Below are 7,971 nucleotides of genomic sequence, written 5' to 3' on the forward strand. Positions count from 1 at the left end.
GCCCTGGGGCGCCGGCGCCTCGACGGCCGCGTCCTGCGGGGCGGCGTCGCCGTCCTGGAGGGCGAGGACGCGCGCGACCATCGGCGCGACGTCGTGGTCGTCCGTCCCGGCGGCCTCGACCGTGGCGAGCACGGCGCGCAGGGTGTCGACGAGCGCGAGCAGGACGTCGGCCGTGGCCTGGTCCATGCGGCGTGCGCCGTCGCGCAGCTCGGACAGCAGCGACTCCCCGACGTGGGAGACCCGCTCGAGGTTGCCGAAGCCGAGGAAGCCGCTGGTGCCCTTGATGGTGTGCACCGTGCGGAAGATGCTGCTCAGCAGGGGCCGCGACGACGGGTCGTCCTCGAGCGCCACGAGGTCCCGGTCCAGCTGGTCCAGGTTCTCGTAGGACTCGACCAGGAACTCGTGGACGATCTCGTCCATCTCGTCCACGCCATACCTCCCGGCCGCCGGCGGCGGCTTCGTCTCGGCGCCGTCGTCGGCGTCCCGTAAGCGGGGCGTCGTCGGCGTCCCGGTGACCGCCGCGGTGGGCGGTCACCCGGCACTGTCGGCACGCGCCCCCGGCTCGTGGGGCGATCCCCACCACAGCGCGTACCCCCGCGCCGCCAGGGCGGGGGCGTGGGCGCGCGCGTGCGCCGCGCACAGGTGCAGGTCGCCGTGCCGGCCGACTGTCACGCGGGCCCGGGCTCCCCCGCCGCACGCGTCGCAGTCCTCGTCCCCCGCCGCGCGCCCGGGCACGAGCTCCCAGGGGCGCCGGGGCGCCCTCACGCGGCGGTGGCGCGCTGCGCCGCGCGGTTCACGAGACCGGCCGCCTCGCGGCGCGTCATCCCCTGCAGCACGAGCTCGTCGACGAGCGAGGCGATGAGCTCGTGCACGTCGCCGGGGTGGAGGACGGCGCCGGCACGGCGGCGGGCGAGCTCCTTGGTCAGCGGGGCGGTGCGCTCGGCGACGGTCGTCGGTCGCGGGCGGGCAGGGACGGCAACCATGGTTTCTCCTCTCGTGCCTCGCGGGGCGAGGCGTCCGAGCGTCTATGCGCCGAGGACGAGGGACTCCCGCACGGGCCGGGCGGCGGGGCGCGTCCCGAGTTGGCGGGCGGGCTGGCGCGCGGCCTCGACGATCGCCGCGAGCGTGTCGCGCACCGCGACCGGGGTCCGGCCGAGGGGCGCGCCGGGCAGCGCGGCGGCGGCGGCGAGGGCGTCCAGGTACCGGCCGGCGTCGCGGTCCACGTCGACGGCCCCGCGGTCCGGGTCCCAGGCGGACCGGGCCTCGTGCTCGTGCGCCAGGAAGACCGCGGCGAGGTGGGCCACCCAGGCGGCGTCGACGCCGGTGCCCGCCACGGCGCCCTTGATCCCGACCCGGGTGCGCGAGACGGCGGGCCGGCCCGGGCGGGCACGGTCCGCGAGCGCGTCGTGGGCCAGGAGGTCGGCGATCCGGCGGCCGTACTCGTGCGTCGCGACGACCTCGAGGTGGGCGTCGGCGTAGGCGCCCCACAGGTCACCGAGAGCCGCGACACGCGGGTCGGTCACGGTCTGCGCGGAGCGCAGCGCGACGACGGACCGCAGCGCGAGCTCGTCGTCCTCCTCGACCCAGGCCAGCATCCGGGCCCGGACGCCGGGGTCCAGGGGCCGCTCGAGCGCCGGGAGCTCGAACGCGTCGCGCAGCACGGCCGCGTCGATGTGCGTCCGCAGGACGCCGCGCTGGCGGGCGGCAGCGTCGACGTGCGTCGCGTGCAGGCGGTCCAGCCGCTCGTCGCGGCCGAGCTCGACGACCTCGGCCGCGTGGTCGGGCACGACGGGCAGCTCGTGCAGCAGGCCGGCCATGCGCCCGTCGGCGTCGAGGGTCCCCTCGAGCAGCTCGGTGGAGACGATCTGCCCGACCCGCCGCGTGGCGCGCACGCTGCGCAGCAGCGTGCGGTGCATGAGGGTGAAGTCGCCGAGCGCCTGGCGGATCGACCCGGCGGCGCTCGCCCCGTCGGCGAACACCTCGAGGTCGAAGAACTTGGTGCCGTTGCGCCCCCGGGAGTCGCCGGCGGCGCCGTCCGTGCTGGGCAGGTCGAGGATCTTGCGGGTGTAGAAGTCGACGGCGGCGTCCACCATGTCGTCGTGCAGGTACCGGGCGATCGAGTGCCGGTGGCAGTAGCGGAGCGTCTCCGTCGGCACGAGGCGCGTGCGGAACACCGCCTCGTAGATCGACATGCGCGCGTCGCGCTCGGCGAGCGAGCCGGAGCGCACCCGGCGCGCGAGCTCGGACGTGGTCCGGTCGAGCTCCTCGCTCTCACGGTCGTGGAGGGTCGGGCGGGGGGGGGCGGCGTCGAGGACGACGGCGGACAGGATCTGCATGACAGGGGTGTGTGCGGCGCCCCCGCGAAAATCGGGCCTCGAACGACCGCCGTCGCTGTGACCTCGCCCACACCCTGTCCCGCCGGCCCGGCACGGGCGGTGGCTGCGACCTGTCCCGGCGGCATAGGGCCGGTGAGAGCGTCTCGGCGAAGGGGGACCCGTGGAGCACAGGCGCAGGTCGTCCGACCTGGAGCCCGGCGAGCACCTGCTGCTGTCGCCGCTGTCCGCGGTGCCGCTCCCGATGCCGTGGACGGTGCCCGCCGGGCGGCGCCGGTGGCCGGCGCTGCGCCCCGAGGCGATGTGGCACCCCCTGCTCTGGCTCCCGCGCCGGCTCGGCACGCCGCGCGTCCTGCGCGACCCGGCGGCCGGCCGCACCCGGGGCGAGGCGTACGACGAGTGGGCGCTGCGGGTCGTGCTCGAGCTCACCGAGTCCGCCCCGGTGACGGTCGAGGGCGGCCGGTGGCTCCTCCTGCACGACCCGGCGCACGGGCGGCACGTCCGGCCGGCCGACCCCGGCGACGACGCGCTCGTGCCGCTCTACGACGCGCACTCCGGCACCTGGCTCGACGTCCTCGCGACCGTCGGGCTCGACGTCGACGACCCCGCCGACGTGGCCCGGGTGCGCGCCTGGCTCGACGGGGAGCCCGACGAGGCGCTCGACCGCGTCGACCTCGACCGGCACCTGCGGGCTCGCGGCCGCGACGAGGCGTGGGCGCTGCACCGTGCGCAGGGCCCGCTCGCCGCCCCGGACGGGACCCGCACCTACGTCGAGGACCTTCGCGACGCCTCGTCCGCCCTGGTCGCGCGGGAGATCGACGCGCTGGTCGCCGTCGTCGACGCCGGCGCAGGCGGCGCCGCCGGGCTCGCCCGGCTGGCCGCGGCCATGCTGTCGCCGGCCCCGGACGTGGCGGAGGACCTCGGGCTGACGCTGCACGTGCTGGCCGCACGCCTGGAGCGGGCGGCCACGCCCACGGCGGCGCGGGCGGCCGCGGCGGACCTGCGCGGCGTGCTCGGCGCCGTCGCCGACGCCGCGGCGCCCGGCCTGCGCCGTACGACGCGGCGGGCGGAGGCCGAGGCCGAGGACGTGCTGTGCCAGGCGCGCGGGCTCGGGTGGGAGCGTGTCCCCGGATGAGGACGCCCGTGGCGGTCAGGCCCGCCCGACGGTGCTCGCGCGCACCACGAGCCGCGGCTCGCACGTGACGAGCCGGTGCGAGTGCGCCTCGGGGCCCGTCACCAGCTCCTCCAGCAGGAGCCTCACCGCCTCCCGGCCGACGGCCTCCCCCGGCTGACGGACGGTCGACAGCGGGACCGCGGAGTCCCAGGCGGCGCGGTTGTCGTCGTAGCCGATGATCGCGACGTCGTCCGGTACCCGTAGCGAGGACGACAGCAGCAGCGACTGCAGCACGCCCAGGGCGAGCAGGTCCGCGGCGGCGACGACGGCGTCGGGGCGCTCGCGGGGGTCGCGCAGCACGAGGTCGTCGCCCACGCGTCGGCCGTCCTCGACCTGGACGTTCCCCGTCTGCTCGACCTCGAGCACCACGCCCGGGTGCTCGGCGACGGCGCGCTCGACCCCCAGCAGGCGGTCGCGGACCGGCACGAGCTCGGTCGTGCCGGCGAACAGCAGCCGCCGGCGCCCCTGCTCGACGAGGTGCGTCGCGGCCAGGTAGCCGCCGAGCTCGTTGTCCGGCACCACGGAGCAGACGTCCGAGTGGTCGCCCGGCGCGTCGACGACGACGAGCGGGACGCCCGGGGCGGAGCGGTGCAGGTCCTGCGTGGACCCGTGGTTCGCGGCGACGAGGATGCCCGCCACCCGGTCCTCGACGAACAGGTCGACGTACGTGCGCTGCTTCTCCTCCGACATGTCGGAGTTCGCCAGCAGCAGGTTCAGCCCGGCCCGGCCGGCCTCCTCCTCGGCGCCCCGCGCGATGTCCAGGAAGTAGGAGTTCGCGAGGTCGATGATGACGAAGCCGAGCGTCGAGCTCCGCCCCGCGGCCAGCGACCGCGCGACGCCGTTGCGGACGAACCCGAGCTCCCGGATCGCCGCCTCGACCCTGGCCCGGGTCGCCGGCGTGACGCGCACCGTGCCGTTGAGGACGTTCGACACCGTGCCCATCGACACACCAGCGGCGCGCGCGACGTCCGAGATGCTGGGGGACGAGCGTCTCACCGGGGTCGTCGCTCCTCGGGCCGGCGGGTGGGGACGAGACGAGATTACCCGCGGCCACGGCCCGCTGGTCCTGCGCGCGGAGCAGCGGCGGGTGTCGGCCCTCCCCGATGGGTCGCGACCGGCTCGGGTCCGCGCCATGATCTTGTCGTCCTGCTGACTCGACCACGGTGACAACCGCCCGCACCACCGGTGAGTCGCCACCAGACAGGGAGCAAGCACCGTGCGTAGCCCAGCTCGTCGCAGTGTCGCGACCGGCGCAGCAGCCGCGCTCGTGACAGTCGCTTTCGTCACCTCGGGACAGGCGGCCACCACCGCCGACGCCCCACCTCCGGACAGCAGCTTCCAGAAGGTCACTCTCAACGACCGGCCCGGCGAGCCGATGGACCTCGCCGTGCTCCCGAACGACGACGTCCTGCACGTCACGCGAGCCGGCCAGGTCTGGCTCAACGAGGCGGACTCCGGCGTCAACCGCATGATCGCCCAGCTCGACGTCTACCAGCACGACGAGGAGGGCCTGCAGAGCATCGCCGTCGACCCGCACTTCGACGGCAAGAAGAACCGCTGGATCTACATGTACTACTCGCCGCCGCTGGACACCCCGGTCGACGACCCGGCGACCCCCGACGTCAACGAGGGGGACGCCCCCTTCACCGGCGAGCCGGAGGACTTCGAGCCGTTCGAGGGGCTCATCCGGCTGTCGCGGTTCGAGTACCACCGTGGCGAGATCGACCTCGGGTCCGAGGAGCAGATCATCGACGTCCCGGTCGACCGGGGCATCTGCTGCCACGTCGGCGGCGACATCGTGTTCGACTCCGACGGCAACCTCGTGCTGTCGACCGGGGACGACACCAACCCGTTCTTCTCCGACGGCTACGCGCCGCTCGACGACTCGCCCGGCACCAACCCGGCGTTCGACGCGCGTCGCACCGCGGGGAACACGAACGACCTGCGCGGCAAGCTCCTGCGGATCACGCCGAAGCGAGGGGGCGGGTACACGATCCCGGACGGCAACCTGTTCGAGCCGGGCACGCCGGGCACGCGGCCCGAGATCTACGCCATGGGGCTGCGCAACCCGTTCCGTGTCGAGGTCGACCCGGACACCGACGCGATCTACGTCGGCGACTACTCCCCCGACGCCGCGGTGCCGGACCCGGACCGCGGACCGGCCGGACAGGGCAGGTGGACGATCGTCCGCGAGGCCGGCAACTACGGCTGGCCGTTCTGCGCCACTGCCGAGCTGCCCTACGTGGACTACGACTTCGCGACCGGGACGCCCGGCGAGGAGTTCGACTGCTCCGCGCCGGTCAACGACTCGGCCCACAACACCGGCCGCACGCAGCTGCCACCGGTGACCCAACCCGACGTGTGGTACTCGTACGGGGTCTCCGAGGAGTTCCCCGAGCTCTCGGCGGGCGAGGGCGACGGCATCGGGCCGATGGCGGGCCCCGTCTACCAGTTCGACCGCCGCGACACCCGTGGACCCCGGCCGGTCGCCTGGCCCCGGTACTACGACGGCGTGCCGCTCTTCTACGAGTGGACGCGCGACTACGTCAAGGCCATGCACCTCGACAGGGGCGGCGCGCTCGAGGAGATCGAGCCCGTGCTGCCGTCGTTCGTGTTCGACAACCCGATGGACGTGGAGTTCGGGCCGAACGGCGCCCTCTACGTGCTCGAGTACGGCGACGGCTTCTTCGCCGAGAACCCGGACGCCCAGCTGGCGCGGATCGACTACCTGGGCCGCGGCGGGAACCGCAGCCCCACGCCGGTGATCGACGCGGACGTCACGTCCGGGCTGCCCCCGCTGACGGTGAGCTTCTCCAGCGAGGGCACCACCGACCCGGACGGCGACCGCCTCCGGTTCGCGTGGGACTTCGACGGGGACGGCGACGTCGACGCCCGCGGGCCGGACGCCACCCACACCTACGCCGAGCCCGGCGTCTTCCGCGCCAGCCTGACCGTGACGGACGTCGGCGGGCGGGACCGCGGGCGCCACGCCTCGGCCGACGTCGACGTCGTCGTCGGCAACGAGACGCCGCAGGTGAGCTTCGTGACCCCGGTCGAGGGGCAGGGCTTCACCTTCGGCGACACGGTGACCTACGAGGTCCAGGTGACCGACGACCAGCCGGTCGACTGCGACGCGGTGGAGGTGACCTACGTCGTCGGGCACGACGAGCACGGCCACCCGCAGACCACGGCGTCGGGGTGCACGGGGTCGATCGTCACCACGGTGCCGTCGGGTCACGACCCGGAGAACGACACCCTCCGAGGGGTCTTCGTGGCCGAGTACACCGATCCCGGCACCGACGGCCTCCCGGGCCTCACGGGCACCGACGAGGTGGTGCTCGTCCCCACCGAGTGACGCGACGGCGGGTGCCCGGCCGGTCACGACCGGGCACCCCCGCCGCCCCGCATCCCTGCACGAACCAACGACCTCAACGACGAGGAGTCGAATCATGTGTTACGGCTACGACGGCGACGAAGCGTTGCGCCGTTCTCTCGAGACCCAGACGCCCGGGACCGGTGGCCTGTCCCGCCGCACGCTGCTGCGAGGCGCCGCCACCGGCGCGGCGGGACTCGCCCTCACCGGGACCGCGGCGGGCGCCGCGACCGCCGCACCGCACGGCCACCCGTGGCACCACGGGCGACGCCGGGTCCCGCCCGGGCGCATCAGCCTCCAGCTGTGGACCGTCCGCGAGGGCCTCGGCGAGCCGTGGGGGCCCGGCGTCTACGACGAGACGCTCACCGCGATCGCCCGCATGGGCTATCCCCGCGTCGAGCAGGCGCTCGGCTACTTCGGCCGGACGGCGCGCGAGCTGCGCGCCTTCTACGACGACATCGGCGTCCGGGCGTCGTCGTCGCACGACGGCATCTCCGAGTCCCGCGCCGCGGCGCACGAGAAGTTCCAGAACGCGGTCACCCTGGGCCAGCGCTACGTCGTCGTGCCGTTCCTGAGCTCGGAGTCCCGCGCCGACTGGGAGCAGTGGGCCGACCAGATGAACGCCGAGGCCCGCATCGCGCGCACCTACGGCCTGGCGTACGGGTACCACAACCACGCCCACGAGTTCACCACCGACCTGGGCGGCGTCACCCCCTGGGACGTGCTGACCTCGCGCCTCGACCCGCGGTACGTGCACCTCGAGATCGACCTCTACTGGGTCGTGACCGGGGGCGTGAACCTGGGCCTGTCGAACGACGCGGCGCAGCGGTTCGCCCTGCGCACCATCCGCCGCTCGCCGCTGCGCGTGCGGCAGTACCACGTCAAGGACCGGCACACCACCGGCCCCGAGGAGACCAGTCACGCCGATCTCGGCACCGGCTTCATCGACTTCGAGCGGTTCTTCCGCGCGCACCAGGTCGAGGAGTACATCGTCGAGAACGACACCCCGGACGTGACCTACCTCCAGACCGCCGAGGTCGGCTACCGCTATCTGAGGAAGATCCGCTTCTGAGCGTCGGACGCCACGACGC

General features: G+C 74.6%; 8 protein-coding genes. 3 read left to right on the forward strand and 5 right to left on the reverse strand.

All coding sequences use genetic code 11. The features are described from left to right. The 4 genes from ACFUVW_RS17645 to ACFUVW_RS17660 form a co-directional block, all read right to left on the reverse strand. On the reverse strand, positions 1-420 hold a 420-nt coding region (locus ACFUVW_RS17645; protein ID WP_430572618.1), incomplete at its 3' end, for an Hpt domain-containing protein. Positions 421-531: 111 nt separating this feature from the next. Next, entirely contained in the window at positions 532-765 is a 234-nt protein-coding gene (locus ACFUVW_RS17650) for a hypothetical protein (protein ID WP_430572611.1), read from the reverse strand. Continuing rightward, positions 762-983 (reverse strand): hypothetical protein, encoded by a 222-nt coding sequence (locus ACFUVW_RS17655; protein WP_430572612.1) that lies wholly within the window; start codon positions 981-983, stop codon positions 762-764. The genes ACFUVW_RS17650 and ACFUVW_RS17655 overlap by 4 nt, the downstream gene beginning before the upstream one ends. Before the next feature lie 42 nt (positions 984-1,025). After that, positions 1,026-2,336, reverse strand: a complete 1,311-nt coding sequence (locus ACFUVW_RS17660) for a hypothetical protein (protein WP_430572613.1) — start codon at positions 2,334-2,336, stop codon at positions 1,026-1,028. A 160-nt stretch (positions 2,337-2,496) separates the two neighbouring features. Between ACFUVW_RS17660 and ACFUVW_RS17665 the strand changes: the two genes are divergently transcribed. Continuing rightward, positions 2,497-3,468 (forward strand): hypothetical protein, encoded by a 972-nt coding sequence (locus ACFUVW_RS17665; RefSeq protein WP_430572614.1) that lies wholly within the window; start codon positions 2,497-2,499, stop codon positions 3,466-3,468. A gap of 15 nt (positions 3,469-3,483) precedes the next feature. Here ACFUVW_RS17665 and ACFUVW_RS17670 read toward each other — a convergent pair whose 3' ends face one another. Continuing rightward, positions 3,484-4,503 carry a LacI family DNA-binding transcriptional regulator gene (locus ACFUVW_RS17670; protein ID WP_430572615.1) on the reverse strand — a complete coding sequence of 340 codons (1,020 nt, stop codon included), beginning with the start codon at positions 4,501-4,503 and terminating at the stop codon, positions 3,484-3,486. Positions 4,504-4,774: 271 nt separating this feature from the next. Between ACFUVW_RS17670 and ACFUVW_RS17675 the strand changes: the two genes are divergently transcribed. Together ACFUVW_RS17675 and ACFUVW_RS17680 are read left to right on the forward strand one after the other, a co-directional pair. Further along, the gene (locus ACFUVW_RS17675; RefSeq protein WP_430572616.1) at positions 4,775-6,862 is read left to right on the forward strand and encodes a PQQ-dependent sugar dehydrogenase; all 2,088 of its coding nucleotides are present in this window, start codon (positions 4,775-4,777) and stop codon (positions 6,860-6,862) included. Between the two features lie 94 nt (positions 6,863-6,956). Beyond that, entirely contained in the window at positions 6,957-7,952 is a 996-nt protein-coding gene (locus tag ACFUVW_RS17680; RefSeq protein ID WP_430572617.1) for a sugar phosphate isomerase/epimerase family protein, read from the forward strand. Positions 7,953-7,971 lie beyond the last annotated feature (19 nt).

This window comes from Isoptericola sp. NPDC057391 (genome assembly GCF_042668085.1).
GTDB lineage: Bacteria > Actinomycetota > Actinomycetes > Actinomycetales > Cellulomonadaceae > Isoptericola.

What these genes read in the sequence shown, in the direction of transcription:
- ACFUVW_RS17655 (WP_430572612.1), bottom strand. Translation starts at nt 983, where the DNA reads ATGGTTGCCGTCCCTGCCCGCCCGCGACCGACGACCGTCGCCGAGCGC.
- ACFUVW_RS17660 (WP_430572613.1), bottom strand. Translation starts at nt 2,336, where the DNA reads ATGCAGATCCTGTCCGCCGTCGTCCTCGACGCCGCCCCCCCCCGCCCG.
- ACFUVW_RS17680 (WP_430572617.1), top strand. Translation starts at nt 6,957, where the DNA reads ATGTGTTACGGCTACGACGGCGACGAAGCGTTGCGCCGTTCTCTCGAG.